General features: G+C 40.6%; 27 protein-coding genes. 18 read left to right on the top strand and 9 right to left on the bottom strand.

What is annotated here, in order from left to right; translation table 11 throughout:
• The gene (gene acs / locus BST97_RS02070) at nt 1–1,908 is read left to right on the top strand and encodes an acetate--CoA ligase (RefSeq protein WP_085765683.1); all 1,908 of its coding nucleotides are present in this window, start codon (nt 1–3) and stop codon (nt 1,906–1,908) included.
• A 303-nt stretch (nt 1,909–2,211) separates the two neighbouring features.
• On the opposite strand, the gene BST97_RS02075 is transcribed toward acs, so the two are convergent.
• The gene (locus BST97_RS02075; protein WP_085765684.1) at nt 2,212–2,619 is read right to left on the bottom strand and encodes a DUF2452 domain-containing protein; all 408 of its coding nucleotides are present in this window, start codon (nt 2,617–2,619) and stop codon (nt 2,212–2,214) included.
• 189 nt (nt 2,620–2,808) lie between these two features.
• On the opposite strand from BST97_RS02075, the gene BST97_RS02080 reads away from it, so the two are divergent.
• Together BST97_RS02080 and BST97_RS02085 are read left to right on the top strand one after the other, a co-directional pair.
• A complete protein-coding gene (locus BST97_RS02080) occupies nt 2,809–3,075 on the top strand; it encodes a hypothetical protein (protein ID WP_085765685.1) in 267 nt (88 codons plus the stop codon).
• A 309-nt stretch (nt 3,076–3,384) separates the two neighbouring features.
• Nucleotides 3,385–4,227 (top strand): 1,4-dihydroxy-2-naphthoyl-CoA synthase, encoded by an 843-nt coding sequence (locus BST97_RS02085; RefSeq protein ID WP_085765686.1) that lies wholly within the window; start codon nt 3,385–3,387, stop codon nt 4,225–4,227.
• Here BST97_RS02085 and BST97_RS02090 read toward each other — a convergent pair.
• Nucleotides 4,224–5,966 (bottom strand): sodium:solute symporter family protein, encoded by a 1,743-nt coding sequence (locus BST97_RS02090; RefSeq protein ID WP_085765687.1) that lies wholly within the window; start codon nt 5,964–5,966, stop codon nt 4,224–4,226. The two genes, BST97_RS02085 and BST97_RS02090, sit on opposite strands and share 4 nt — an antisense overlap.
• A gap of 116 nt (nt 5,967–6,082) precedes the next feature.
• Between BST97_RS02090 and pfkA the strand changes: the two genes are divergently transcribed.
• The 3 genes from pfkA to BST97_RS02105 all read left to right on the top strand — a co-directional run bounded on the left by pfkA (nt 6,083) and on the right by BST97_RS02105 (nt 9,038).
• Nucleotides 6,083–7,069: a 6-phosphofructokinase gene (gene pfkA / locus BST97_RS02095; protein ID WP_085765688.1), complete on the top strand. Its 987-nt coding sequence runs from the start codon at nt 6,083–6,085 to the stop codon at nt 7,067–7,069.
• Between the two features lie 32 nt (nt 7,070–7,101).
• Nucleotides 7,102–8,106, top strand: a complete 1,005-nt coding sequence (gap, locus tag BST97_RS02100) for a type I glyceraldehyde-3-phosphate dehydrogenase (protein WP_085765689.1) — start codon at nt 7,102–7,104, stop codon at nt 8,104–8,106.
• 68 nt (nt 8,107–8,174) lie between these two features.
• Nucleotides 8,175–9,038, top strand: coding sequence for an N-acetylglucosamine kinase (locus BST97_RS02105; RefSeq protein WP_085765690.1), 864 nt, complete (start codon nt 8,175–8,177; stop codon nt 9,036–9,038).
• Here the strand turns inward: BST97_RS02105 and BST97_RS16035 are convergent.
• Nucleotides 9,035–9,712: a hypothetical protein gene (locus BST97_RS16035; protein WP_085765691.1), complete on the bottom strand. Its 678-nt coding sequence runs from the start codon at nt 9,710–9,712 to the stop codon at nt 9,035–9,037. The genes BST97_RS02105 and BST97_RS16035 overlap by 4 nt on opposite strands.
• Before the next feature lie 74 nt (nt 9,713–9,786).
• Complete coding sequence (locus tag BST97_RS02115; RefSeq protein WP_085768120.1) at nt 9,787–11,934, bottom strand: DUF349 domain-containing protein; 2,148 nt, start codon at nt 11,932–11,934, stop codon at nt 9,787–9,789.
• Nucleotides 11,935–12,241: 307 nt separating this feature from the next.
• Here BST97_RS02115 and BST97_RS02120 point away from each other — a divergent pair, with 307 nt between their 5' ends.
• The 12 genes from BST97_RS02120 to BST97_RS02175 all read left to right on the top strand — a co-directional run bounded on the left by BST97_RS02120 (nt 12,242) and on the right by BST97_RS02175 (nt 22,498).
• Nucleotides 12,242–13,237 (top strand): helix-turn-helix domain-containing protein, encoded by a 996-nt coding sequence (locus BST97_RS02120; protein ID WP_085765692.1) that lies wholly within the window; start codon nt 12,242–12,244, stop codon nt 13,235–13,237.
• Between the two features lie 370 nt (nt 13,238–13,607).
• Nucleotides 13,608–14,513 (top strand): IS982 family transposase, encoded by a 906-nt coding sequence (locus BST97_RS02125; protein WP_085765693.1) that lies wholly within the window; start codon nt 13,608–13,610, stop codon nt 14,511–14,513.
• A 54-nt stretch (nt 14,514–14,567) separates the two neighbouring features.
• The gene (locus tag BST97_RS02130) at nt 14,568–15,884 is read left to right on the top strand and encodes a glycosyltransferase family 2 protein (RefSeq protein ID WP_169711517.1); all 1,317 of its coding nucleotides are present in this window, start codon (nt 14,568–14,570) and stop codon (nt 15,882–15,884) included.
• Entirely contained in the window at nt 15,881–16,960 is a 1,080-nt protein-coding gene (locus BST97_RS02135) for a glycosyltransferase (protein ID WP_085765695.1), read from the top strand. The genes BST97_RS02130 and BST97_RS02135 overlap by 4 nt, the downstream gene beginning before the upstream one ends.
• Nucleotides 16,957–18,021, top strand: a complete 1,065-nt coding sequence (locus BST97_RS02140; protein WP_085765696.1) for a hypothetical protein — start codon at nt 16,957–16,959, stop codon at nt 18,019–18,021. The genes BST97_RS02135 and BST97_RS02140 overlap by 4 nt, the downstream gene beginning before the upstream one ends.
• A 1-nt stretch (nt 18,022) precedes the next feature.
• Complete coding sequence (locus BST97_RS02145; RefSeq protein ID WP_085765697.1) at nt 18,023–18,880, top strand: glycosyltransferase family 2 protein; 858 nt, start codon at nt 18,023–18,025, stop codon at nt 18,878–18,880.
• Nucleotides 18,873–19,271 (top strand): DUF4301 family protein, encoded by a 399-nt coding sequence (locus BST97_RS02150; protein ID WP_085765698.1) that lies wholly within the window; start codon nt 18,873–18,875, stop codon nt 19,269–19,271. Before BST97_RS02145 ends, BST97_RS02150 begins: the two co-directional genes overlap by 8 nt.
• Nucleotides 19,268–19,909 carry a guanitoxin biosynthesis heme-dependent pre-guanitoxin N-hydroxylase GntA gene (gntA, locus tag BST97_RS02155; RefSeq protein WP_085765699.1) on the top strand — a complete coding sequence of 214 codons (642 nt, stop codon included), beginning with the start codon at nt 19,268–19,270 and terminating at the stop codon, nt 19,907–19,909. Before BST97_RS02150 ends, gntA begins: the two co-directional genes overlap by 4 nt.
• A 103-nt stretch (nt 19,910–20,012) precedes the next feature.
• A complete protein-coding gene (locus BST97_RS02160; protein WP_085768121.1) occupies nt 20,013–20,591 on the top strand; it encodes a DUF1989 domain-containing protein in 579 nt (192 codons plus the stop codon).
• Nucleotides 20,578–21,141, top strand: a complete 564-nt coding sequence (locus tag BST97_RS02165) for a DUF421 domain-containing protein (protein ID WP_245833628.1) — start codon at nt 20,578–20,580, stop codon at nt 21,139–21,141. The genes BST97_RS02160 and BST97_RS02165 overlap by 14 nt, the downstream gene beginning before the upstream one ends.
• A gap of 2 nt (nt 21,142–21,143) precedes the next feature.
• A complete protein-coding gene (locus tag BST97_RS02170) occupies nt 21,144–21,881 on the top strand; it encodes a DUF3891 family protein (RefSeq protein ID WP_085765700.1) in 738 nt (245 codons plus the stop codon).
• Between the two features lie 140 nt (nt 21,882–22,021).
• The gene (locus tag BST97_RS02175) at nt 22,022–22,498 is read left to right on the top strand and encodes a ferritin-like domain-containing protein (protein ID WP_085765701.1); all 477 of its coding nucleotides are present in this window, start codon (nt 22,022–22,024) and stop codon (nt 22,496–22,498) included.
• Nucleotides 22,499–22,588: 90 nt separating this feature from the next.
• Here the strand turns inward: BST97_RS02175 and BST97_RS02180 are convergent, their stop codons facing one another.
• From BST97_RS02180 to BST97_RS02200, 5 genes are all read right to left on the bottom strand, one after another.
• The gene (locus BST97_RS02180; RefSeq protein ID WP_085765702.1) at nt 22,589–23,377 is read right to left on the bottom strand and encodes a shikimate dehydrogenase family protein; all 789 of its coding nucleotides are present in this window, start codon (nt 23,375–23,377) and stop codon (nt 22,589–22,591) included.
• Nucleotides 23,352–24,371 (bottom strand): DUF368 domain-containing protein, encoded by a 1,020-nt coding sequence (locus BST97_RS02185; protein ID WP_245833630.1) that lies wholly within the window; start codon nt 24,369–24,371, stop codon nt 23,352–23,354. The genes BST97_RS02180 and BST97_RS02185 overlap by 26 nt, the downstream gene beginning before the upstream one ends.
• A complete protein-coding gene (locus BST97_RS02190; protein ID WP_085765703.1) occupies nt 24,372–25,331 on the bottom strand; it encodes a DUF368 domain-containing protein in 960 nt (319 codons plus the stop codon). It lies immediately after the preceding gene.
• A gap of 131 nt (nt 25,332–25,462) precedes the next feature.
• Nucleotides 25,463–26,140: a M24 family metallopeptidase gene (locus BST97_RS02195; RefSeq protein ID WP_085765704.1), complete on the bottom strand. Its 678-nt coding sequence runs from the start codon at nt 26,138–26,140 to the stop codon at nt 25,463–25,465.
• A gap of 5 nt (nt 26,141–26,145) precedes the next feature.
• Nucleotides 26,146–26,358: a hypothetical protein gene (locus BST97_RS02200; RefSeq protein ID WP_317043445.1), complete on the bottom strand. Its 213-nt coding sequence runs from the start codon at nt 26,356–26,358 to the stop codon at nt 26,146–26,148.
• Nucleotides 26,359–26,858: the final 500 nt, after the last annotated feature.

Below are 26,858 nucleotides of genomic sequence, written 5' to 3' on the forward strand. Positions count from 1 at the left end.
ATGAGCAATTACCACATCAAACATTTAGAAGAATACTGGCAAGTGTACCGCAAATCAGTGCGCAATCCAGAGAGTTTCTGGGAAGAAATCGCTGAGGAACATTTCCTGTGGCGCAAAAAATGGGATAACGTTCTGAGCTGGGACTTCTCTAAACCCGAGGTCAAATGGTTTGAAGGCGCAAAACTCAACATCACAGAAAACTGTATAGACAGGCATCTAGCCACAAGAGCAGACAAAACAGCCATACTCTTTGAACATAATGATCCTTCAAAAGAAGCAGAACACATAAGTTATAAAGAACTCCACAGACGCGTCTGTAAAATGGCAAACGTTCTCAAGGCTAAGGGTATCAATAAAGGAGATCGCGTTTGCATATATCTGCCTATGATTCCTGAGCTGGCGATAACGGTTTTAGCATGTGCTAGGATAGGAGCAGTTCACTCGGTTGTTTTTGCTGGTTTCAGTGCGACAGCGCTTGCCACCAGAATCAATGATTGTGATTGTAAAATGATCATTTGTTCAGATGGTAGCTACCGCGGTAAAAAAACGATTGACTTAAAGCATATCGTAGACGAGGCACTCACAAAATGTGAGGGTATCGATACCTCGCTCGTAGTTAAACACACGGGAGCAGAAGTGACCATGCAAGAAGGTCGTGACGAGTGGCTCGCACCACTTTACGAAGAGGCTTCTGAAACTTGTAAGGCTACCATCGTAGATGCTGAGGATCCATTGTTTATTCTTTACACGTCTGGTTCTACAGGTAAACCTAAAGGAATGGTTCACACCACTGCGGGCTATATGGTATACACTGCTTATAGTTTTAAAAATGTATTTCAATATCGTGAGGATGATATCTACTGGTGTACAGCTGACATAGGCTGGATTACTGGGCATAGTTATATCGTGTATGGACCGCTAGCAAATGGCGCAACCACAGTCATGTTTGAAGGCGTGCCGTCCTATCCGGATTTTGGTAGGTTTTGGGAAATCGTCGAGAAACACAAAATTACCCAATTTTACACCGCACCGACTGCGATCCGAGCATTGGCAAAGGAAAATCTGGACTTTGTGGAGTCTCACGATTTGAGCAGTCTGAAAGTCTTGGGAACTGTAGGTGAGCCTATTAATGAAGAAGCATGGCACTGGTACAACGATAATGTAGGTAAAAAGAACAGCCCTATCGTGGATACATGGTGGCAAACAGAGACTGGTGGTATCATGATCAGCCCCATTCCATATTCTACGCCTACGATACCCACTTTTGCAACCTTGCCTTTACCGGGCATTCAGCCAGCTCTTATGGATGAAAACGGTAAGGAAATCAAGGGCAATCAGGTAGAAGGCAGGCTGTGCATTAAGTTCCCCTGGCCCAGTATGGCACGCAGTATTTATGGGAATCACAACCGTTATCGCGATACTTATTTTAGTGCCTACAAGGACATGTATTTTACGGGCGATGGAGCTAGACGAGATGCCGTAGGTTACTATCGCATCACTGGTAGGGTAGATGACGTTATCATTGTAAGTGGTCATAACCTGGGAACTGCACCTATCGAGGATGCGATAAATGAGCACCCAGCTGTTGCTGAAAGTGCCATCGTAGGCTTTCCACACGATATTAAAGGAAATGCTCTGTATGGATACATCACGTTAAAAGAATCTGGAGAGAACCGTAATCAAGACAATCTGCGCAAGGAAATCAACCAGCTTATAACAGACCGTATAGGTCCCATAGCAAAACTGGACAAGATACAGTTTACTGCAGGTTTGCCAAAAACGCGAAGTGGTAAAATCATGAGAAGGATTTTACGAAAAATAGCTAGTAAGGATACAAGTAATTTAGGCGACACCAGTACATTGTTAAACCCTGAAGTAGTAGAGCAAATTATGGAAGAGGCGCTGTAGTTTAGTAGGCAGTAGGCAGTAGGCAGTTGACAGTTAACAGTTGCAGTATGAAGCCTAAAATCTAGCTCAAATAGTAAGGTCTCTGAGCATTCCGACTGAGCCTGTCCTGAGTTTATCGAAGGGCTCAATGACCACGGAGCCGAAGAGTCGTTTTATAGTTCGCCGTCGCAGTTACCAATTGGCAGTTTAAAACTTATTTGATAAAGGAGAATAGCGGGAGAGAGTGAATAATTAACTGTTATCAGTTGTTTATGGTATTGATTAAATTTATCAATAAATAGTGGATTTGAATAATGTAACTATCTAATCTTTAATCTCCTCCCACAGCTTTTCAGAAGTCAGGCGATAGGTACCCACAAAATCCCAGTTGCATTCATGGGGAGCAATGACGGAGAGGAACGGCTGTCCCTTTCGATCTTTGTACAAATGGTAAGTCTCGCCCACTATAGGCTCAAATGAGAACTTTGCACCATAAACTAGCTGATTATCCTCATATTGCTTAAGCATGGCATCATATTGCGCCTTGAGCTGGTCAAATTGCGATTTGATTTCATGGTTCACCTTATTGATATTGTTCTGTTTCCACGAGGTAATGTCGGGAGTAGTAATTTTAGGCGCTCCCACACCGCTGGCATAAGGCAAAATCGCGGCGTTATACGTTCCTGTTTCTTCGTCGTAAACGATATGGTCTGGCTTTTTCTTCTCGCTCATGACACAAAGGTAATCATGCCCTGAATTATTTGTTTATACTTAACTGGATTTTATTAAACAGAAATTAGTTGGTTGTTGATTATCTCGCTTTCGCGAAAGCGTAACAATCAACACATATTTATCTAAATAAAAAATTTTCCTACGTAACAAACTTCGCAGTAGGCTTACTTATGAGATAAATGCCAAGAAATGACAAACCAAATTCAATTTAAAGACTTTCATCCGCAGGTCATAGAAACCTCATTTTGGAAAGGCAAGAAATATGAGTCAATCGAGATGGTTCTGGAACGAGTTAATGAATGGATCCGTAAAAGTTATAATAGGGAAATTATCAATGTTGAGACCATTCAGGCATTTACCGGTCATACCCAAAAAAGCTCTACGCCTTATAAGCCAGTAGTTACGGGCGGCGGACATATGTTTACTGTGCAGTTCCTGAGACTGTGGTACAAGTGAGTTATCGTTTTCAGTCGATAGTGGGGTTGAGCCGTATTTCTTTAAACTTTACCTTTCACCAAAGGTTTCTCACCAGCTACGCCTGCCGATTTAGTGAGCAGTAGAAAGCATGCATTTTATAAAGTGAGTCGATGATTTGCAAAGAATCTTCAAAATTTCAAAATCTAGTATGGTGTCACCCTTCAGGGCTTGGGATTCAATTCTCCGTTTTTTCATGTTTAAATTTTGAAGAAAAACCTAGCCCTTCAGAACTTAGAATAAGGTTTTAGGATTATGGCTTGTCAGTTATCTTTGATGAAAAATTAGACTATGTCCCAGATAGAGTGGAAAACCGCCATCGAGTTTCAAGATATTACCTACAAAAAATGTAACGGTATTGCGCGTATTGCTTTCAATAGACCTGAGGTGCGCAATGCATTCAGGCCACTAACTGTTTCTGAGTTGATTAAAGCCTTTTATGATGCTCAGGAAGATCTTTCTGTAGGAGTTGTGATTTTGACCGGAGAAGGACCATCACCCAAAGACGGAGGCTGGGCATTCTGCAGCGGTGGCGATCAGCGAGCTAGGGGAGTAGATGGTTATAAAGACGATTCCGGCACGGGTCGTTTGAACATTCTTGAAGTTCAGCGTATGATACGCTTTATGCCTAAGGTCGTTATTTGTGCCGTTTCAGGCTGGGCAGTAGGCGGTGGACACAGTCTGCATGTAGTCTGTGACATGACCATCGCGAGCAAAGAACACGCCATTTTTAAACAAACCGATACTGATGTGGCCAGCGTAGATGCTGGTTATGGGAGCGCTTATCTCGCCAAAATGGTAGGACAGAAAAAAGCTCGTGAGATTTTCTTTTTGGGACGTAATTATTCTGCGCAGGAAGCGATGGACATGGGAATGGTTAACGCTGTAGTTCCTCACGATGAATTGGATCAAACCGCTTATGATTGGGGACAGGAAATTCTCAAAAAATCACCTACAGCTATCAAAATGGCAAAATTTGCCATGAACGCGACCGACGATGGTATGGTAGGACAACAGGTATTTGCTGGTGAGATGACCCGATTGATCTACATGACTGATGAAGCCCGTGAAGGTCGTGATGCCTTTCTGGAAAAACGCGCTCCTGATTGGGGAAAGGATCGATATATTCCTTAAAAAAACTTTTTTCTCAAACCAAATAACACACCAGTACTCAGTAAAAAAGACGAGCAAAGCAACAAACCTAATACGGTTTCTCCATAAAGCAATTTGCCCATCCCAAACAAGAGGCTGTAAACTCCTATGGTTCCTAAGAGAAAACCTAGTGTTTTAAACTGGAAGTTATGAAATTTTGACTCTTGACCAAAAATCATATTGTCAAAATGCATAATAGTCTTTAAGTCGTTTTTAGGTCCTAGAAGGGTTGCGAGTATCCACGCGATGGTGGTAATAAACACATTGAGACATATGCTTTCCCAGCTCTGCAGTTCGCCAAACAACTGGTTTTGCAATCCGAGTGCTTCACTACTATTGACAAAAAACAAAATGGCATTTAAAAAAGAAACAATCATCGCCACGATCTCAGACCACGGATTGATACGATACCAGAACCAGCGTAGAATAAATAACAATCCAGAACCGGCACCTATTTGAATGATGAGGTCAAAGGCGACTTTAGCTTCTTCTAGAATATAGGAGAGTCCAGCAGCGGTGGCAATCATCAAGATCATAGATAACTGCCCTACGCGTAATTTCTTTTTTTCAGATGCTCTCTGATCGATGAATCGCGCGTAAAAATCATTGACTACATAACTGGATCCCCAATTGAGGTGAGTGGAAATTGTGCTCATAAACGCGGCGATTAGGGAAGTGACAACCAGACCCAATAGCCCAGCTGGCAATAAGGTAAGCATAGCAGGATATCCCAAATCATCTTTAATGAAACTGGATTCTAGATTGGGAAAGGCAGTCGCCAGAGCATTTAGATTGGGAAATACGATCAATGATGCAAGCCCTATCAAAATCCACGGCCAAGGCCTCAAAGCATAATGCGCTAGATTGAAAAAAAGCACGGCCCAAGTGGCGTGCCGTTCTGTTTTAGCCGAAAGCATGCGTTGAGCAATGTATCCACCACCTCCAGGTTCAGAACCGGGATACCAGGTACTCCACCATTGTACCGCAATAGGGATGATGAATATGCCCATTACCAGATCAGTATTATTAAAATCTGGAAGCAGCTCTAATTTGTTGACGACATTGGGATGGGTCACCATAGCTTCCAGTCCGCCTATCTCTGGAAGGTTGATTAAATAATATGTTGCCCAGACCGAGCCGCCCATTGCTATAAGGAACTGGACAAAATCTGTGATGAGAACTCCTTTCAGCCCACCGATTAAAGAATAGATCAATGTTACGATGCACGCGAGCAAAAGAGTCTCGTGACTTGCAAAGCCGAACATTACATGTCCTATTTTAATGGCTGCTAGACAAACTGTTGCCATCACTACGATGTTGAATACTACGCCTAGATAGATAGCTCTGAAACCTCTCAAAAAGGCGGCACTCTTGCCACTATAACGCAACTCGTAAAACTCCAGATCTGTAGTTATGCCGCTGCGTCTCCACAATCGGGCATAAAAAAATACCGTGAGCATTCCAGTCAGTAAGAATGACCACCATACCCAGTTGTTTGAAACACCTTTATCTCTAACTAATCCAGTGACCAGATTAGGCGTATCTGCTGCAAAAGTGGTAGCAACCATGCTCACGCCTAGCAGCCACCAGGGCATATTCCTATCTGAAAGAAAGAACGATTTACTGCTTGAGGTACTTTTGCGAGACACTAGAAAACCTATCAAAAGCGATAGAATGAAAAATCCTATAACTATGGAAATATCAACGAATTGCAGCTTCATTAAAGAAAGTTATTAACGATAACGTTTGAAATTTTGAGAAACGCTAAATATAGATTAATTCACTTCAAACCTTACGATTTCTTTAGTAGATTGGCGTGCTTTTTATTAAAAATACAATGTCAACGACAATAAAAAAGATAGGTGTAATGACCTCTGGAGGAGATTCTCCAGGAATGAATCCAGCGATAAGGTCAGTGGTTAGAACCTGTGCATATCACAATATAGAATGTGTTGGAATTTATCGCGGTTATCAAGGATTAATTGAGGGCGACTTTAAATATCTAGATGCTCGTAGTGTAAATAATATCATCAACAAGGGAGGAACAATTTTGAAAAGTGCTCGCTCCCAAGAATTCAGAACTAAAGAAGGTCGCCAGAAAGCTTATGATAATGCTGTTAAGGAAGGTATCGATGCATTGGTGGTCATAGGAGGTGATGGTAGCTTCACAGGAGCGATGATTTTCTCTGATGAATTCGGCGTTTCTGTGATGGGGATTCCAGGTACGATTGACAATGATATTCATGGTACTGATTCAACTCTGGGGTATGATACGGCTTTGAATACTGTGGTAGAGGCTATTGACAAGATCAGAGATACGGCCAGTTCTCACAACCGTTTATTTTTTGTGGAGGTGATGGGACGTGATGTGGGTCACATTGCGCTTAACGCTGGAGTAGGAGCTGGTGCAGAAGAGATCTTGATTCCTGAGGAAAATTTGGGTAAGGATAGACTTATTGAAAGTTTGAGAAGATCAAGACAATCTGGAAAATCCAGTAGCATCGTAGTTGTTGCAGAGGGTGACAAAACAGGGTCAAATGTCTTCGATTTAAAAAATTACGTAGAAGAGAATCTCCCAGAATATGAAGTACGAGTATCTGTTTTAGGACACATGCAGCGTGGTGGATCGCCCTCCTGTTGGGATCGTGTGCTCGCGAGTCGCATGGGTGTTAAAGCCGTTGAGAGTCTTATGGAGGGTAAAACTAACTATATGGTGGGAATTAAAGAGAACAAAATGTCTCTTTGCCCTATAGATAAAGCGGTAAAAGGAAAGACTGAAATTGACATGGAGTTGCTGCGCGTTAGTGACATCATGACTACATAATTTAATTTGAATCCAATAAACAATAGATAGAAATGAGTAAGAAACTAAGATTAGGTATAAACGGATTTGGGCGTATAGGACGCATTGTGTTCAGAGCAACTTTGAAAAGAGAAAATGTTGAGGTTGTAGCCATTAATGATTTAGTAGATGTTGAGCAACTTGCCTACCTACTTGAATATGATTCAGTTCATGGACGTTATGGTGGTTCCATTGAAATTAAAGATGGTAATCTTATTGTAGACGGTGTTGAAGTAAGGGTAACCAGTGAGCGTGATCCTAAAAACCTTAAGTGGGATGAAGTAGGAGTAGATGTGGTAGCAGACTGTACCGGTATCTTTACAGACCTTGATAATGCGCAAGCACATATCGATGCCGGCGCTAAGAAAGTTGTGATCTCTGCACCTTCTAAAACAGCTCCTATGTTTGTAATGGGGGTAAATGACTCTAAACTTACTGCAGATCACAAAATCGTTTCAAACGCATCTTGTACCACAAACTGTCTCGCGCCTATGGCTAAGATCCTAGATGAGAACTTTGGTATCGAGGAGGCTCTTATGACTACCGTGCACGCTACAACAGCGTCTCAATCTACGGTAGATGCTCCGGCCAAGAAAAACTACCGTTTGGGACGTAGCGCATTAAATAACATCATCCCTACATCCACGGGAGCTGCAGTAGCAGTTACTAAGGTAATTCCTGAATTGAAAGGTAAATTGACGGGTATGGCTTTCCGTGTTCCTACAGCAGATGTTTCTGTAGTGGATCTTACGGTGAAGTTGAAAAAAGAGACGAGTCTGGATGAAATTAATTCCGCTTTCGCGAAAGCGTCACAAGGCGACATGGCTGGAGTAGTAGGTTACACAGATGAGCCAGTCGTATCTCAAGATTTTGTAAGTGATGCCCGTACCAGTATTTATGATGCGGGAGCTGCGATTGAACTCAATCCCACATTTTTCAAACTGGTAAGCTGGTATGACAACGAGTTTGGTTATTCTAACAAGTTAGTAGACCTTGCCGAAAAGGTAAACTCACTTTAATAATTTTCTAAAAGCTGGGATCTAAATTTGATTCCAGCTTTTTTATTTTTCCAACTTAAACAATCCATATGATACTTATTACCGATAGTGGATCTACTAAATGCGACTGGATTGCCATTGATAACGATGGTAATGAAATCTTTAAAACAAGAACTAAAGGGATGAATCCCGCGATTCTAAGCGTGGAGCAACTCCAGGCGAGAATTGATGAGAGCGTTGAGTTAGTAGAACATCGGGAGAAAGTTGAAAAGTTATACTTCTACGGAGCAGGCTGCGGGACTGAAAAACCCAGACAAACGCTGGAGGTTTTGTTGAAAGGACATTTCAGTAAAGCTGATGAAGTCATGGTCAAAGAAGATACTGCTGCTGCCGTTTATGCTGCAGTGGGCGATCGTCCTGGGATTGTTTGTATACTGGGAACTGGATCAAATTGCTGTTTTTCAGACGGTAAAGAGATTCATCAGAAAATTGTTTCTTTGGGTTACACCATTATGGACGAGGCCAGCGGTAACTGGTACGGTAAGGAACTGATCAGGGATTACAGTTTTAAAAGTATGCCACAACGCCTGCGTGAAAGATTTAGCAGTGCCTATGATCTAGATCCTGACTTTGTGAAGAAAAACCTTTACAAAGAACCTAATCCTAATGCCTACCTCGCAAAACACGCGGAGTTTATCTTTCAAAATCTAGATGAACCTTATATCAAAAAGGTGCTACGCCGTGGTTTGCGTAAATTCTCTCGTAATATGATTCTTCAGTTTCATGAAGAAATCAAAGAGTACAAAGTACACTTTGTTGGCAGCATTGCTTATTTTGCCGAGCGTCGTATCAAGCAAGTAGCAGATGAGTTTGATTATGAAGTAGGGAATATCGTAAGAAGGCCTATTGAAGGTTTGGTAGATTACCACATCAAAAAATTAAAATCAGCTTAGAGCTTCTGCTTGAAGAATACCGATTCTTTTAAATCTGGATCGTAGAAATAAAACACACTACAGTTTTCAGAAAGCTTGAATTCAAATAAGAATTCAAGCTTTTTTATTTTCCTGAAATCCATATCGTTGATCAACCATTGCGGATAACCACCTACTTGAAGTGAGTACTCCGGTGAAGTTGCTACCTTATTTTTTGCTTTTTTGTACAGGCTCCACGGCGCATTGGGCGCTTTTGTTTTGATTAAATCATTCAAGTCCTTATTCCTATGAACCAATTCTTCCCAAATGGGTAGGGAAGGAGCCGTTAGAAATTTTTCACTGTCCGGTGATGATCCATTGCTATCAGAATTTAGAATCAGCGCGTGGTATTTATCATTCTTAACCGCCTTTTCCGGTTGAGCATAAAACTTGCATAAATGATTTCCGCATGTAAACTCTGCAATGAGTGGTAAAGGCTGCAACTTGGGATCCAGCGGATGCTCGTTTTCGATTTCTTGAGGGATCTCTTGTAGAACCGGAGTGCCATAAGAAGCAGCGATGCTAATGTCTTTCAAACGCTCTGAAACCGCTCTTACATCAGCATCGTTAAAGCTCACGAGCTCTTTTCTACTGCGCATCAGGTTCTCATAGTAGGTGCTGACTCCGCCCAGCCATTTTTCTAATTTGGAAAACATAGTGTTCATTGAGTTTTCTAAAATAAAAAAGCGCCAGGGAACCGGCGCTTAGTTTAAGAAATTCTGTTGAAGAATTATGATTCAGTAGATTCTTTTGTTTCTGAAACCTCATCTTCTTTGTTGACTTGACGCTCCAGAATATTGATCTGTTTTTGCTTTTCTTTGATAACGGAAAGCTCTTTCTCAAGATTGGCAATATTCTTGCGTTGCTGCACCAAAAACGGATTCTTATCATCTTTAGCATTGATGAACTGTAGGTTGTTCTCCAGCTGAATCATTTCGTTTTTAATTTCCTCGCGTCGTTTCTTTAAATAAAAACGTTCATTTTTGAAATCACGCTCGCTACCATCTTCAAGACGGTTGAGTTTGTTTTGATACTTCATCATTTCAGCATCTTCTTCACTCAATCCAGCTGCTTTGAATTTAGCTTTTACGAGCTTTTCAAATTTATCCTGAATCTGGCGCTTGCTGTAAGGAACGCGACCTACCTTGTTCCATTCTTCCATCACGTTCTCGATGCTCTCTTTCATCGCATCTTGATCTCCATCTGGAATTAAGGTTTTGAGCTTGTCGTAAATCTTTAGTTTTGCTTCATAATTAGCGGTTTCCTCTTTTGAGTCCTTATTACGCTGAGCCGATTTCTTGTCGAAGAATGCATTACACGCTTTCTTGAAACGCTTCCAGATCTTGTCGCTGTCCTTACGCGGTACATGGCCTATGGTTTTCCATTCCGCTTGGATGCGTTTCATAATTTCTAAGCCTTCAGCAAAGTTTTCTGAGTCTTGATGCTCTTCAGCGATCTCGACCAATTTCATTTTTGCTTCGAGGTTTTTTTGTTGCTCCTTCTTGATTTCTTTATAGAAGTTGTTCTTGGCACGATTGAAATCGCGAGTCGCATTGCGATATCCTTCCCAGATTTCATTGTTCACTGCTTTGGGAGCTCTACCCGTTTTTTGAAATAGCTCTTTAAGAACGTTGATCTCTTCAAGTCGCTCTTGCCATTCTTTATGTGAATTAGCGCCAGCAGCTGTGATCTTTTTGATTTCAGCAACGATGTTCTCTTTGATGGTCTGGTTCTTCTCAGCTTCCTTTTCACGCTCCTCGTAATAAGCCTGTCTACGATCGTGAATCGCTTTTGTCGCTGCGCTGAATTCGTCCCAAATAGGATCTCTCAATTCACGAGCTACTGGCCCTGCATCTTCCTTCCACATTCTGTGGAGTTCTTGCAATTCTCTTAATGCTTTATGGATATTTTCCTCATCATTGAGTTCTACTGCGCGAGCGATGATCTTTTTCTTGAATTCTAGATTACGTTCAAAGTCTTTGTCACGCAGTTCTTTACTCAAGTCTATGTAATCATAAAAGTTCTGAACGGCAAGACGGTAATCTTCCCACGTGATATTGTAAGCATCGTGCGGTATGTTCCCAGTAGCCTTCCAGATATCCTGCAACTCGTGGAACTTTTTGAAGGTGGTCCCTATGTTTTCTTCCTCATCGATGAGTGCTTTCATCTTCTCGATGACCTCACGCTTCACTTCAAGGTTTTTCTCCTCTTGTTTTCTTTTCTCTCGCTGGTATTCACCTTTTTGCTTTCTGTAGAGTCGGTGAAGGTCGTTAAATTCCTTACGCAATTTGTCATCATACTGAAACTCTGGCGCTAGGAGATCATCACTCGGCGGATTTGCCTTGTCAAAAGCTACCTTATCTGCTTTTTCTTGAGCTTGATCCTGCTTTTCAAATTCCTTTTTGATGCTCTCAGCTTCATCTCTAAAGCTGTTGATGGGGTATTCTTGCATCATCTGTCTGAGCTCGATGATCAAGCCCTCGGGATTCATTTTAGTATAATCCTTTTTAGGAATACTTATCTCCTTATCCTTCTTATTAGAAGTTTCAGAGACCACGTTTAATTCTTTGTTCTCTAAACCAGCTTCAGCAGCATCGTCTACATCCACGATAGAATCTTCAGCATTCTCCACATTGGTTTTTTCAGTTACTATAGCATCCTCATGGGTAGTAGATGCATCTTCGGCAACTTCCTTTTTCTTATTGTCTCCAGCAACCACGGCTTCATCTTCCTTCCCGGTCTGAATATTATCTTCTTTTGGTGCTTTTTGGGCGTTTTCTGAAGTTTCAACGATAGAGTTTTCAAGCAAATCCTTTTGCCTGTCGTTCTCTTCTTGTTTTCCGTCTGCCTTTTGTGACAGGTTATCGTTCTGTGACATTTCCATATATTTTATAGAGCGGGCAAGATACTTAGTTTAAGAGGTACATGCAACTTCAAAAATCTATCAAATTCAAAGCTATTTTACCCAGTGTATATGGTTTCTACAGGATTGCTTAAGTATACATGAATACTTTAAAAATTTCTTAGATGCTTATGGATGGTTACGCTTTCGCGAAAGCGTACACCCCACATATTATTATTAACTAAAAGTTTTCAAAGGCTTTTTTTCAAACGTATTATTTTGTCAATGCTAACTACCCAGGGAGCCATATATGAGCTGCTCTGGACCTAATCAAAAATAGTCAATGGAAACTCTGAAAGTTAAGTCATTACCTATCAAAGATGTACTGAATAACCTAGCTGATGAGATGGGTGGGAAGGTGGTAAATGATTGTGAAGTTTATAGTCTCAAAATCCCTCAAGAATACGGCACAGGTTTTATAAGAGGTGTAAACTTTACTAACGGCTTAGCATGGGTACAATACGACTGCAAATTCAAGCAAGATGTAGAGATCAGGTTCACTGTAAACCAAGTTCATCCACTCAAATTCCTTTACAATCTAAGTGATCCATTTATCCACACTTTTGAGAATGATGATGAACTTCATACAGCAGAGCAATTTAAAAATCTGATTGTAGCGAGCAAAAATACTAATGGACATATCCTACGATTTCATGCGCAAAAAAGTGTGAAGCTGAATAGTATCGAGATCGATCGTGAGCGTTTTGAAGTAGGGCAGGACTGTTATTACAATCAATTGAATGAAACGATTAAAAATGCGATCTTAGACTCAAATGCAGAGAGTCGTCATTTCCTAGAAGGGGGTATAAGTCTTAAAATAGCTCATGAATTCAGAACCATAGACCATTATAAATACGACAATTTTATTAGGAAAATGTTTTTAGCTGGTAGAACCTATGAGATCCTTGCACTGCAGTTACGGGATTATAATACTGTTACTATAGTTGAAGACAGCGATCCTACACCAGAATTGATGCTTGAAATTGATGCTCTGCTTCAAGACGATTTTAGCACGTACGGTAGCGTACGAGCTATTGCAACAAAGTTGAAAATTCCTGAATCTAAGCTCCAACATTTTTTCAAAAAGTATTATGGTATGACTGGCAACGAATTTTTAAAACAACATCGTATGGACTTAATCGTTGAGTTACTGGAGGAAAGTTCATTAAGTATTAAAGAAATAGCCAAACTGGTAGGAATTGAAAACAGCAGTTATTTGAGTAAGATCTTTAAATCAAAATTCAAGTTAACGCCAGCTGAATACAGAAAAAGATGCTGATAAAAATTAGTTATACATTAACTTTTACTATAAAAGACTTACAGTCAGTTCTATAAGAATAAAGTTTACATATACTTAAGTTAATGATTTTACAATTTGTCCTTTGCTCCTAAATATGTGTTAGTTCCTAAAATGCATAAGTTTATTTTTAAGGATTAACACAACTTAATTTGTACCGTTCTTCCTTACTCTCAGTCGTCTTCGTGTCAGCTATAAGCATAGCTACATACCTATTAGTTCCACAATTTTTAATATTTATACTAATACTACCCGTTGTGCTAGTCAAAATTAAAAAATAGATTTGATAAAAGACCGTGCATTTTATTGATATTCAGTATATTAATAGTGTCAAATCTTTAATTCTGATATCATGCACGATCTGCCTGCAATGTACAAAAAACACCTTTCCTACCTTATTGACGTCTTTGACGGTGTTACCGTTGACGGAAACTTCAAAAAGCGACCGATCAACACGAAAATGAATGACCTGGAGGTCATGGCTCTTGCCATCACTGGCGAGGCTGCCTCGATTCCCAGCGAGAACCTATTGTTTGCCGAGATAAGGAAACACTTTCGCCAGGATTTTCCAATGCTGATCGACCGCACCAGATTCAACCGCCGCAGGCGCTCCCTCGAGCCACGCCTCAGGGAGTCCGCGGGACTTCTGGGCGATCGTATGGATGACGGCGAGTCCGCGCTACTGGTGGACTCGATGCCATGTCCCATCATCCACAACGCCAGGGAGCAGCGCATGAAGGTCTGCATGGAAGACCCGGGCACGGCTCCCAGAAAGGGCTACTCGGCAGTCGACCGCCGCTATTATATCGGTTACAAGCTCCACCTGCTCATGAGCACGCAGGGCATCTTCCACGACATGGCGGTAACCCCTGCAAACGTACACGACATAAGGTTCTTGAAAGAGAGGCAGTACGACGGTAGCGAGGACAGGGAGATCATCGGCGATCGTGGCTACATATCCAGGGAGCTCCAGGCCGATCTGTTCACCAGCTACGGTATAGAACTGGTCACCCCACCCAGAAGGAACCAGTTGGTCAAAAGGGCATTTTCGCCGGAGAGGAGAAGGAACCGAAAGTTCATAGAGACAAGGTTTTCACAGTTGTGCTCTCAGTTCTCCATCAAGATCAACCTTGCAAAGAGCTTCAAGGGTTTCCTGACAAGGATCTCAAGCAAACTGGCCGCAGTTGCCATGCTGCAGATGTTCAACAGGGAAAACAACAGACCAATCAATAGAATCAGGCATGCGTGGAACTACTAGCACAACGAGTTAATACTGAATGTTCTTTCTGTAATTCTTTTAGGTTGCTATAGATTGTATTTAATTTCCCTCAATAGTTATGGCGCTTCAAAGATATCGCTCAAAGAAACTCCGCAGCCATTCATAAGCATACATATAGCAGCTTGCAGTGAGCCTGTTAATGACGTTATCAAGACCATTAAAGCTGCTGCTCGACAAGATTATAAAAACTATGAGATTATCGTCCTATATAATAATACAGATGATAGGAAATTATGGAAGCCTATAGAAGCTTTTTGTGAGTTTATTCCCAGAGTAAAATTTTATAACCGTGATAATGTTGCTGACTATAAGGCTGGTGCTTTAAATATTTGCCGTGGATTAATGAATCCCAGAACAGAGTTTCTTTTCACTCTGGATGCCGATTATCTTCTGAGTCCTAATGCACTTACTATTGCAAACAACAACATACACGCACAAGGAGTAGATCTTTTACAATTTCCCCAAGCTTATACTAATCATAGTAAAGAAAATGGTCTCGCATTAGAATTTGAACATTATTTTAAATTGTATAGCGCAGCTGCGGGAAGTTTAAACATGAACTTGCCTACTGGAACCTTGACTTTGGTTAATGTCAAGTGTCTGGATTCCATAGGTGGATGGCCTACCACCTCTATTACTGAAGATGCTTTTCTCGGTATAGAACTGCTTAAGAATAATTGCAGTATAGGTTACTCAGATAACATTATAGGTAGGGGGATAATGCCTAGTTCTGCAAGGGATTTAAAAACCCAGCGTATGCGATGGATATTTGGGAATTTTCAAACTATAATTCACACGCTACGTACTACCGTTCTAAGCAACCGGGCCAAATCAGTCCTTATAACACAACTATCATCGTGGCTCAATCTTAATGGCTTGGCTTGGATATACTTAATTATTATAGGTTTACTTGCTCCTGTCTACAGAAACACCACAACACTCACTATAGTATTCTTGAGTTTATTTGTCATAGGATTTCACAGTGTGTTCCAGCTAATAGCATTTAAGAGAATCTGGGGCAACTGGAGACATGCTATAAAAAGCTACACTATACATATAGCAAATAGTGTGGAGGGTGCATATACCTGGTGGGGTTATGTCATAGACCGAGATCGCCCTTTTGCTCGCACTAGCAAATTTGCTCGTAGTGTAGGAATCGATACCGAGCAGATAATCTTTAATTCATTGATTCTTCTCAGTGCTTTACAAATTTATGTACAAGTAGATAAAGTACTCGGTATAATTTTATTTGGATACGCTTTAACTCGAGCATTTTCAAGATTTTGTCTATATCACAGTCTCAAAAATGCGCAAGTAACAATTAACAAATCTCAAACTATCAGTCTATGAAAATTGCAATCTTGGCACATTCCCTTTATCCTCTCAACGAACCGTTTGCCGGTGGACTCGAGATGATAACCCATTTGCTTGTCAAAGAACTAGCAGCGCGAGGAAATGATGTCACCCTATACGCTCATCCTTCTACTCAACTGGGGGTTGATCTCGTTCCTGTAGATACTGAGACTGCCGGACTCTCTGAGAATGAAATTCAAATGCTTGAAGAAGGCAATCAATCAGTTGTTGATATCGCTTTCGCGAAAGCGGTAACTCATATCGCAAAATCAAACTATGACGTTGTGCAAAACCATTCACTGAACTGTGCGGCGCTTACTTATTTAACGTTTCTTGAAACCCCTGTCGTTCATACTTTCCATACTCCCATCATTGCATCTGTATTGGGCGGAGTGGTCGGGATAGATAATCCAAAAAACATAACCTTTACCGCTGTCAGTCAGTTCATGAAAAAAGAATGGGAGGAAAAAGTTTCAGAAGTACAAGTTTTGTATAATGGGATAGACATAAATCAGTGGCCGTATGAGGAAGAGACAAATGAGGATTATCTATTCTGGTATGGCAGGATATGCAAGGAAAAAGCTCCCCACCATGCCATCATAGCAGCTATCAATACAGATACTAAACTACTGGTTGCAGGCCCGGTTTATGATCGTGAGTATTACGAGATGTACGTAGAGCCCTACTTGGACAACCAGTTTGTTGAATATGTGGGTCACCTAGAGCACGATGAAATAAAGGTTTATCTAAGTCGAGCAAAAGCATCGCTTTTTACCAGTCTATGGAATGAACCTTATGGGCTAGTGCTTGCAGAATCCCTAGCGTGTGGTACTCCAGTATTAGCATACGATTCGGGTGCGAGTCCTGAAATTATTGATGATTCTTGTGGTGTTATAGTTCCTCAGGGACAAGTGGATATGTTGATGCAGTTCATTCCTCAGGTAGTGCAAAAGAGCAGAAAAGCTTGTAGAGAACGGGCAGAAACTTTTTGCAGTCACTTAAAAATGGTGGATAGCTATGAGCAGCTGTATGAAAAGGTACTTGAGCAGAATAAATCTTTGCAGTTGATATGATAGGTTACTACGCTCATAGTCAGGGATATGGCCATTGTAGCTATGCCCAACTTCTGGCAAGAGAGCTCAATGAGAAATTGATCATCTTTACCGATAGCGATTTCCCATTTGATGATTCTTGTACAGTTGTTCATCTTGAAAATGAGGACTTAAATGGAAATGAATTGTATTTGGAAAATTGCATGATTCCCAACTACTTACACCACAATCCAGTCGGTCTTAAAAAAATTCAACGCAGATCACGTGATATACTCAATGCTGTTATCCATAATGATATTAGCTTAATGCTCATAGATGTAAGTGTAGAAGTTGCAACCTTATGTCGAGTTTCAAGCATTCCATACGCTTACCGTCGCATGCCAGGCAATCGCAATGATACTCCACATTTAGAGGCCTACAGAGGAGCAGTCTTTTTATATGCTTTTTATCCCAAATCTTGTGAACATCCAGATGTTCCGGAATGGATAAAAGAAAAAACAATTTACTTAGGTTTCATAGCTGCATTAGATGTTAAATCTAACCTTGAGAGACCTATTGAAGCTGATCTTATACTTGAAAAATCCATTCTGGTAATCCAGGGTAAGGGAGGAAATAATTTTGACAGAACTAAAATTACGGAATTGATTCAATCATTTCCTGATCATTATATTAAGACCGCTGGTTCTTTCAATGATGTTCCTACAGCAGTAAACTATGAACATTTAGGTTTTGTAGACGATCTCTCGCGGTATATCGCTCAGTCAGAAATTATTTTCTCAGCTTGCGGTAGCAGTACAGTATCACTACTACTTCAAAACAAAAGAAAATTCATCTGTATGCCGCAAGTACGGCCGTTTGAAGAGCAGGACTGTATAAGTCAATTTTTAGTAGATAATGAACTCGCTGTACTTCTTAAGGGGAATGACTTTCAAAAAGCCGTTGCTGATTTGAAAGGTTTAAATCCAGAAATTTCTCAGGAGTTTGAACCCAGAACTATGAAGGAATTCTCGCTAGAGTGCACACGCTATTTACAAGTTTTAACTCAATCAAAGACAAAAGAACAAATTGTTGAGACTTACTAATATGAAATCTACTCTTATAACTATCCATTACGACCGTGAAATTCAGCTTAATAATTTATTGAGAGGATTATCTCTAGGTACAAATGTACCAGATGAGGTAATCGTAATTAATATGGGCCAAAAACCAAATATTTATAAAGATTACAATCTCAATTTAAAAATCGAACAGATAGAGGGTGATGATCGGGCACGCCTGCCCATAGGTCAATCTCGTAATCTAGGGGCAAAACTAGCCTCGTTTGAAACTTTACATTTTCTAGACGTGGACTGTATTCCTGATAAATTTTATATCGAGAAAATGAATGACGGACTCCTCAATCAAAATGGTTTATTTATGGGAACTCCTAAGTATTTATTTGATGAAGTTTCAGAGGACTTTACTTTCAACGAATTAGAAAAACAAAGCACTGAGCACCACAAACGGCCTTCTGTAAAAGGTATAGAAAGGTCTAATGATGCGGGATTGTTCTGGAGTTTGTGTTTCTCTATATCCAGGAGTAGTTTCAAAAAATTAGGGGGCTTTGATGAAGGCTACTATGGTTATGGTGGTGAGGATACTGATCTGAGTTTTACATGTAAAAAGCTGAATTTCCCATTCTTTCTTACAGAAGCCGTTGCGTATCACCAGCAACATGGTTTTTACAAACCACCAGTAGATAAGCTTCAAGCCATAGTTGATAACTGTAATTATTTCTATAGTAAATGGAATCACTGGCCTATGGACAAGCATTTAAAAGCATTTGCTGAATATGGTTATGTAGACTGGGAAGAGAATCAAAAGAAACCTATCAAAGTAATTAATAAACCAGACCAGTTCTCAATAGAACAATTCTATATAAAAGATATTCCTTATGCCTAATCCACAAACTAGTAAACAATTTTCTACTCAATTAGATAAAGTGGTGAATAATTTGAGCGATGTAACTGAGCCTAAAAAATCAAGACCTAATTCTTCCATTCCTCTTGAAGCTGAAGTCGATGAGCTGCTGCGAGATATTGTACATGGCAATCATTATACAAACGTAGAGGAAATTGCCACGTTAAAAAATGGAGTCCGTAAACTTAATCGAAGTAAACGAATGCGATTTAAGGAAATCTGGAAAAAACGGTGCAAGAAATATAGTTACGTTCCTTTAATTCCAGCGAGTGGATCTGGTTCAAGATTGTTAGAAATGGTGATGAATTTCGCAAAGAATGTTGAATCAAAAGACATAGCTCATGTTTTCATAAAATACCATATTACACCATGAAAAAGTATACTGAAAGTAGAATAAGACAATTCATTCTAGACGACCATCCATGTGTTATGGCGCAAAGTGTTTTTGCCGATGAATCCGTACAGATACATTCTTATGGCAAAATGGATGATAATGTTACTGTAAATAAATTGTCAGATGATTTAAAAATGTATGTCGATAAGCAAGATCCAGATTCAAAAGATTTTGAATCTTTTATTGCGGTTTTTAGAAAAGACAAGTTTCTAAATGAAATCCATTTTGAAGAAGCTTTGTGGAAAATGCTATACAACTTAAGAGAATTAGACAAGTCACCTTGGGATCCCAAGACTTCTTCTGATACTTCTAGCAATAATTTTAGCTTTAGCCTCCACGGGACCTCATTTTATGTAGTGGGTATGCATCCCATGTCGTCAAGATTTGCAAGAAAGTCTCCCTATACTATGGTAGTTTTTAATTTACACGACCAATTTGATAAGCTTAGAGAGATGAACCGCTATAAGCGAGTTCGTGATTTAATAAGACGTAGAGATAAGCATTTTCAGGGCAACATCAATCCTATGTTAGAAGATTTTGGTTCCAGCAGTGAAGCCCGGCAGTATAGTGGTCGAGCTGTTGATCAGGACTGGAAATGTCCTTATTCTTTTGATTAATGCTGCCTGATTCTACAACATATCGAAATTTAGAAATAGAGGATTTAAAGGCTATTTTATGTTTTCGCTTTCGCGAAAGCGAGGAAATAACTATTTTATGAAAATGAATATAATTGAAAAACGCAGTGGCATCGCTTTTACTATTAAAAAGGGGGATAAGCTTAAAGTCACAGATATATCTGGCCAACAGGTAAGCGATCTGGTCATATTCAATGCCCATGATAAAAGTGAAGCTCTGAGCGCAGGTAAAACAATGGATTTTGAAGAATCCATATTAATCACCCAGCGCAACTATCTATGGTCAAATCGTGGCAACAAGCTCATGAAGATTCTTGAAGATACAAACGGTAGAAACGACATTTTACTAGCGCCTTGTAGTCCAGAAACCTTTGCTATAATGTACGACGACATACCTGAGGGACAGCCTAGTTGTCTTGGAAATCTAGCTGCAAATCTTGAACCTTTTGGAATTTCTAGAGATGAGATACCCACGGCATTTAATATCTTCATGAATGTTCAATTTACAAAAGATGGTCAACTGTCTGTAGATACACCTACGAGTCATGCGGGCGATTATGTATTACTGGAAGCGCTGGAAGATCTTATAGTAGGCCTGACTGCTTGTAGCGCACCAGATAGTAACGGAGGATCTTTTAAAACAATAGGATATGAAATATTATAGTCTCAAAATCTCGTTTAATGAGGTAGGAAAGTGGCTGATGCCTGACTGGAATACCTCTGCCATTATCATAACCAGTGTGCTAGGTATTTTTATCGGATTAATCATAATAGTTAGAATCGCTGGGTTACGCACATTTGCAAAAATGACCAGTTTTGATTTCGCTACAACCATCGCTATAGGTAGTATACTTGCGAGCGTTAGCATCAGTCCTAAAAATAGTATAGGTAATGGTATTGTAGCCTTAATCACAATTATTGCATTTCAACTGCTTTTTGCACTTATCCAGCGATATTCAAAGGTATTTAAAAAAACCGCTACAAATGAACCCGTAATTCTGATGAGAAACGGTGAAATCCTAGAGGCTAATCTCGCAAAATGCAATCTAGATCGTAGCGAGCTCATTGCAAAATTACGAGAAGCTAATGTGTTGAAATTTTCTCAGGTACAGGCTGCTGTTTTTGAAAGTACGGGCGATGTAAGTGTCTTGCATACCTCTGGAGAAGAAGATATTGAATTGGAGGAGCGATTACTGGATTTTCTAGATTCATAATAATGATTGTCAATCCTACTCAAACAGGTTATGAGATTATAACTCATTACGCTCATGGTCTACAAGCGGCTCAAATAGGTCAGCACATCATTCAAGATTATAGACCTAAGTACTGGATGGAAACCTTGTGCGCGATGATTGAGCATGACGACAAGCAACTAAATTTTGAGCATAACAATAATGTTGCTAAAGATGGCCGTCCACTTGATTTCACATTAGTTGAAAATTCTCCTGAAGAAATTCTAGAACGTTGTAAACGTGTTGTCCTGTCTTCCAGACATCGTTCAGGTTGGGTAACGCTCATGATTGCTCAACATTTAGAATTTCTCTATAAGCAACAAATTCAAAATCACTCAGCTACTAATCAGTTTTTCTCAGAAGTCCATGAGCTCAAAAAGAAGATAAGGAAGGTTTATGCTATTAATGAGACACAGAGTAAAGAATACTATGAACTATTACGGTTTTGTGATAGATGTTCACTCATCCTTTCTATGCAGCAAATACCTACAGAAGGGCGAGAGATTGAAATAAATCAGAGTATCAATGGGTGTAAATATTATTTAAGCGATCCAGGGAAAGGTATAAACGTGTCACCCTGGATATTTGACAAAGATGAGTTCGAGGTCAGCACTGAGGTTTATAAAGTTGAACAAATTAAATTTTCTGACAGTAAGGACTTACAACAGCATCTTCTGGATTTGAGTCCGGTGATTAAAACATGGAATTTCAGAAAAAGTTGAGTCAATCAACAAGTGAAATCATAGAATCTAACTCAGAAAGAAAATTCACTCAAACTTTTGTTAATCAGTCTGCTATTATGTCTTATAGAAATAAATTAGACATCAATAAAAATTGCAGATAAAACCTAAAGAAAAAAATTATGGAAACAACAAAAGAAGCAGCAGACAGAATATCACGAGAGCAGAAGGTAAATGCTTTGAATGAATTACTGATCAAAAATTATGACAGCGAGAGTGGTTATAAAACCGCCATCACAGAAACCGAAAATGTGAGACTCAAGAGCTATTTTCAGGCTCAGGCGGCTCAGCGGTCACAATATGTAAACGAGCTGGATAAGGCCATACGCGATCTTAACGCAGAACCTGCAAAAAGTGGAAGCGCATTAGGTAGTGTACACCGTTCCTGGATCGATTTTAAAACGGCATTTACGGGAAAAGACGATGAAGCTGTACTTGAAGAATGTATACGTGGCGATAAAACGGCGGTAGAAGAGTATGAGGAAGTCCTTAAAGACACGACCCTGTTAGAACCCACTCGCCAAACCGTCCAACTTCAATTGAACGGTATTAAAAATACCCTGGACACCATTAAGAGTCTTGAGGATATTGTGGATTGATTCAGCAGTATTTTCAACTTAAACATAAATCCGCTGGTGTTTAATCAGCGGATTTTTTTTTGGATCAAGCAAAAGAGAGAAAAGTAAGAATCACTTATTCCACAACTCCCAAGCCCGTTCTGCCTGCCAGCGCAGCATTTCTAATCCATTGATGACTCGGGCTCCGTTGCGGGCGCCTTTTTTCATGAAAAGGGTATTGGCGGGATTATAAACGAGATCGTAAAGAATGTGGGATTTGTTTAAAAGTTCGTAGGGTAGAGCAGGAGCCTGATTCGTATCAGGATGGGTTCCTAAAGGTGTGGTATTGACTATTAATTCAACATCACCCAAAACCTCGCGTACCTGATCATAGCTGATTTGAAAATCACCCTGCGGCTTGCGGGAAACCAGCAAGTAAGGAACTTGCATACTTTCCAAAACATAACCCACCGCTTTTGATGCACCGCCAGTTCCCAGAATCAGCGCGTTTTTTGCAAGGGGAAGAAATGGCGTGAGACTTTTCGCAAACCCATAAGCGTCCGTATTATGCCCGGTCCAGAGGTTATCCTCGATCACGATCGTATTCACGGCACCTATCGTTTGGGCTTCTTCAGACACTTCATCGAGAATTTCCATAACCGCTTCCTTGTAGGGAATGGTCACGTTCAGACCGCGTATGATCTCGTTTTTGTCATTAGTGGTGCGGGATTGTGGGTCGTATTTTACGCTTTCGCGAAAGCGTAACAACCCATCTACATCTTCAATCTCAAAATTGCGGTACTCATGATCATCCAGTCCTGCACGTTCAAACTTTTCTGAAAAATAAGCTCTGGAAAAGCTGTAGTTCAGACGTTTGCCTATGAGTCCAAAAATGCTACGAGGGTAAGGATTTGTTGCCATAAAGATCGAGTAGATAAACGATGACAAAACCTGCCACCATGAGGATTAGTGCGGCGAGTGTGTGCAGGCTCAGCAGTTCTGGCCAGTAACGATCGTAGTTCTCAAGAATGGGATTGTTCATGGCGTCCACGATCACTTGTGCATTTTCATCGCGCTTAAAAACTTCTTTTTTCCACGGCCAGACCACTCCCAGCGAACCTGTGATAAAACCTATGATGATCGCGTTAGTCTGCTTGCGATAATAGCGCATGGTCCAGCCCAGTAAATGTGAGAAACTGATCAGGCCCGCAAGACTTCCCAAAACAAATACGGTTAAAATCTTAAGCAACAATAGCATCTCAGGATCATTCCACCAGCTGAAATTCCCTTGAAAACTCATCACGCTCACATCAAAAAAAGCATTAATGCTGTCCACGAGCAACAGCACATAATTTCCCAAAAGAATCAAGATAAAACTGCCGCTCAATCCAGGGATGGTCATACCGCTCACGCTCACCATACCGCAAAAGAATACAAAAAACAGGTTGTCGTTTTGGGTGGCGGGATCCATAAGCGAGGTGGCGACACCTATGGTCATACCGGCAATCAGAAACAAAATGTTTTTGAAATTCCAGCCCTCATAATTGCGAGCCAAGAAATACACAGAACCTACAATCATCCCAAAGAAAAGCGACCACACCAGAATAGGCTGGTAGGCAATAAGCAAGTCAAAAACTTTACTGACCGTAAAATAACTGATGAATTCTCCCAGTAGCAGCAGGCTCAGAAAAGTACCGTTGATATACTTGTAAAATTCGCTGAATTTACCACGTCTTATGAACCCCACTGATTTTAAATCCAGACGTTGCAGGGAGCGAATGAATTCCTCATAGAAACCACCTACATAAGCTACGATACCGCCGCTTACGCCGGGAACCTTGTTTGCAGTTCCCATCGCGATTCCTTTCAGAATCAGAAATAGTTTATCAGAAAGGGTTCTTATCTGTAATGGCACCTATATCGCGTTTTTAGCCGCCCAGCGCTCTAATATTAAAATAAGAGCAAAGCCTACTAGAGCGAGAATAATAACTCCGATCAGTTGCGGGTCTCCATCAAAATTTTGGGGAAGAACACTTGATTCTAAGAAAGGTATTTGCTCACCGTGGCTGTTCTCCCGGTATGAGATCACCTGTTTCCAAGGCCACAACTTATTAAGCGAACCTATCATAAATCCGGTAAGCAGCGCCAGCGTCAAATTTTTATAGTGATTGAACAGCCAGGTAAGAATTCGCGAAAAAACCTTTAAACCTATAATACAACCTACTGCAAAAAGAAGTAAAATTTGTATAACCTTCCAAGCCGCAGTCCAGTCTCCTGAAGAAATTGCTTCGGCAACTTCAGAAATGCTCCCCAGTATCGTTTTATAACTTCCTAATAGTAATAGTAAAAACGCTCCTGAAACTCCCGGTAGGATCATCGCGATGATTGCTATAAATCCTGAGAATATGATATACCACCAGCTATCTGGCGAACCTAATGGTTCTGCAATCGTGATGTAATAGGATACTCCCGTTCCTACGATAATGGCCAGAATCACGAGCGCGTTCCATTTGGATATTTGTTTCCCAATGTATAAAACGCTGGCGAGCACGAGTCCAAAGAAGAAAGACCACAACAGAACCGGCTCTTCTTGCAATAAATAAGTGATGAGTTTGGAGAGACTCACGATACTTATGGCGATCCCGAGTAACAAGGAAAGTAGAAATCCGAGATTGTATTTTTTTGCCGTTTGAGCAACGCCTATTTTGAATAGATCCTTGAAAAGACCTAGATCGATACCATCGATGGTTTTGATCAATTCCTCATAAATACCTGTAATGAAAGCAATAGTTCCACCAGAAACTCCTGGGACGACATCTGCAGCTCCCATCATCATTCCTTTTACAGTAACTGTGGTCCATTTTTTAATTGACATAAAATTGGTGTTAGCTTTCTAAAATTCCAAAATCAAAGGTACGATAGGGATGCTCAAAAGCTGAATTTTAAAGCGTGTAAGACTCTTGAATTTTGAACGTAATTCAAGTTTCCCTGCATAAACTGGAACGATCAGTATCCAGCAATCTGCTCAAAGAAAGAACCTCGTTTTATTTTGGGATCTACCAGGTGAATCTCAATAATCCAGAATCGCTGATTTCCATTTTGATCCTTATTTGAAAGTGGAATGTGATTTTCTGGATGTATGTAATTGGTTTTATCCTCTTTTTCCAATTTCTCATGAGGGAATTTTCCGATCAAATGACCAGCAATAGGTCCACCGAAAGTCCAACCTGCATCCTCAGCGATCTTGACACAATTCTGGTAAAGTTCAGCACCGGTAAGGTCTGGATTTGATTTCAAATATTCGTTTGCTATGTGCCATAATCGCTCAGAATCGGCAGCTAGTTGTTGTTTATTTGGGTCTTCGCCCAAAACGTACGTACGACCAAAATCGGCCTCCCATTCTTCCAAAATAGGTCCAAAATCCAAGAAAACGATATCATCATCCTCAACAACCACCTCTGGCGGATTTTCATCATAAGGACATAGCGTGTTTTTGCCTGCGCGCACGATGCGTTTGTGCCAGTATTTTTTGATGCCTAATAACTCCTCGGCAAGCTCAAGAATCTTGAGATTGATTTCTTTTTCTGAAAAACCCGGCTGAATCAGCCCTCGTTTTTGAATTTCATCAAACAGATAAGCAGCTTTAGATTCGGCTTCTTGTAGGTGTTTTAAAGTGCTATTCATTTAAACTATCCCTTAAGACCAAATTTTAAAGCGATCAGCAAAAGAAAAAACGCGAGAAAACCTACGAGGATCCAAGGAACTCCCTTATAGTTTTTTTTGTGTAATTTCTTATCTCTGCGGTACATCATTACCGTTATGATAACAAAAACCACAAAAAATGCGATGGCAAAATAGATTTGGCCTTCAGAAAACATAAGCGGGAGTGCGTGAGCGATCATGATTTTAAATGAATTTCCACAAAATTAGTTGAAATCGTTCAGGTGGTCGTGTTTTTAAGACATTCCTTAATACAAGCACCCGCGGACAAACCCTTTTCGCTTGGCGGTAAGCCGCCAAACATCTTTCCCTTCGTCTGAAGGGCAAGGCTCTCACTCATGAGTCAAATGTGGGTAATTAATGGACGAGCTTCTCCCTTCGTGGAAGGGAGACCGGTCGGCGACGAGCCAACAAAGTTGGCGAGCGACCAGAGGGTTTCACGATGGCAATTCCAGCACCTCGATCGGTCAAACCCTTTTCTTTTGGAAGCTCGCTTTCGGACATTTTAGCACATTCCTCTCGCTCCACTCGTCGGATGTGAGGTCTAAAGGGAAAAGCTCTCACTCACACGCAGTAGAAATAGTGATTAAAGAAAAGCTTCTCACTTCGTGGAAGGGAGACCGGTCGGCGACGAGCCAACGAAGTTGGCAAGCGACCAGAGGGTTTTGCGGTTGCTTGGAAA

It is taken from the genome of Nonlabens spongiae, assembly GCF_002117125.1.
Taxonomy (GTDB): domain Bacteria; phylum Bacteroidota; class Bacteroidia; order Flavobacteriales; family Flavobacteriaceae; genus Nonlabens; species Nonlabens spongiae.